Genomic DNA, 1,520 nt, shown 5'->3' with positions numbered 1-1,520 from the left:
CCGCGATCACCGCACCGGTCGCCGGCACCGTCCAGCGGCTCGCGCTGTCGCGCACGCAGGCGGTCGAGGGCGGCGACCTGGTGCTGGTGCTCGGCTGATCGCTCAGGACCCGTGCGGCGTCACGATCACGTTGACCGCGCGAAGGTCGGCGTCGCCGGCTGCGGTGTAACGGTGGGGCACGTCGGCCGGCCAGCTCGCGTGGCCGCCGGTCGACACGTCGACCCGGTGGCCGGCGTACTCCACCCGGCAGCCGCCGGCGAGCACCACGAGTTGCTCGACGGCGCCCGCGGCGTGGGCGGGTGACTCGCGGGTGACGCCGGCGGCGACGCGGAGCAGGTAGACCTCCGAGGTCGAGGACTCCCCTCGCTCGGTGTGGAGCAGGACGCCCTCGAAGCCCTCGTCGGCGGCGACCGCGCCCGCGCTGAAGTCGAGCAGCGCACCCAGGGGTACGCCGAGCGGGCCGGCGACCGCGTACAGCGTGTCCAGCGTGGGGTTGCGCCGGCCGGACTCCAGCTCGGAGAGCGAGCCCTTGCCGATGCCGGCGGCCGCGGCGAGCGCGGTCAGCGTGAGGCCGCGCTCCTCGCGCAGGGCTCGCACCCGCGCGCCGGCGGCTGCGCCCGGCTCGCTCGCCATGTCCACCTCCGCTAGGGTTGCGTTCTGTTTACAGAACGGAGTCTGCTCCATGGTCCCACCCGCGACGGCTCGGCGCGACCCGACGCCCATCGTCGCCGGGATCGTCACGGCGGTCGTGGGGTCGAGCAGCTCGTTCGTCGTCGTGCTCGCCGGGCTGGTCGCGGTGGGGGCGAGCCCGGCCGAAGCGGCGTCGGGGTTGCTGTCGGTCTTCGTCACCCAGGCACTCGGCATGCTGTGGCTCAGCGTGCGGCACCGCCGGCCGATCACGCTCGCGTGGTCGACCCCCGGCGCGGCGCTCCTGGTGTCGACGGGCACGGTCGAGGGCGGCTGGCCGGCGGCCGTCGGCGCGTTCGTCGTGACCGCCGGGCTCATCCTGCTGACCGGGCTGGTCCCCTGGCTGGGCGAGCTGATCTCCCGGATCCCGTCCTCGCTGGCCCGGGCGATGCTCGCGGGGGTGCTGCTGCCGATCTGCCTCGCGCCCGTCACCGGGCTCGCGGACTCGCCGTACACCGTCGGGCCCGTGGTCATCGCCTGGCTGCTCGTGCACCAGGTCTCGCGACGGTGGGCGGTCCCGGTCTCGCTCCTGGTCGCGCTCGTCGTGGTCGTCGTCGACGCCGGCTCGGCGGTGTCCGCTGCCGACCTGGTGCCGACCGTCGCCTGGACCACGCCCGCCTGGACGCTGCCCGCGGTGATCAGCATCGCCGTCCCGCTGTTCATCGTCACGATGGCCTCGCAGAACGTCCCCGGCGTGGCGATCACCGCGAGCTTCGGCTACGAGGTGCCGTGGCGCGAGACCATGGCCGTCACCGGGCTCGGGACGCTGCTCGGGGCGCCGTTCGGCGGGCACGCGATCAACCTCGCGGCCATCACCGCCGCGCTCGCCGCCG

The 1,520-nt window shown here is 74.9% G+C and carries 2 protein-coding genes; one reads left to right on the top strand and one right to left on the bottom strand.

The features are described from left to right. Positions 1 to 102 precede the first annotated feature (102 nt). Positions 103 to 633 (bottom strand): XRE family transcriptional regulator, encoded by a 531-nt coding sequence (locus VGD85_RS15420; protein ID WP_331064317.1) that lies wholly within the window; start codon positions 631 to 633, stop codon positions 103 to 105. Between the two features lie 49 nt (positions 634 to 682). Here VGD85_RS15420 and VGD85_RS15415 point away from each other — a divergent pair. After that, the coding region (locus VGD85_RS15415) for a benzoate/H(+) symporter BenE family transporter (RefSeq protein ID WP_331064316.1) at positions 683 to 1,520 on the top strand (838 nt) is incomplete at its 3' end.

It is taken from the genome of Nocardioides sp. (genome assembly GCF_036401255.1).
Taxonomy (GTDB): Bacteria; Actinomycetota; Actinomycetes; order Propionibacteriales; family Nocardioidaceae; genus Nocardioides.
This window is presented reverse-complemented; position numbering and strand designations above follow the sequence as displayed.

Coding starts and splice junctions, on each gene's coding strand:
- VGD85_RS15420 (WP_331064317.1), bottom strand. CDS start 633: ATGGCGAGCGAGCCGGGCGCAGCCGCCGGCGCGCGGGTGCGAGCCCTG.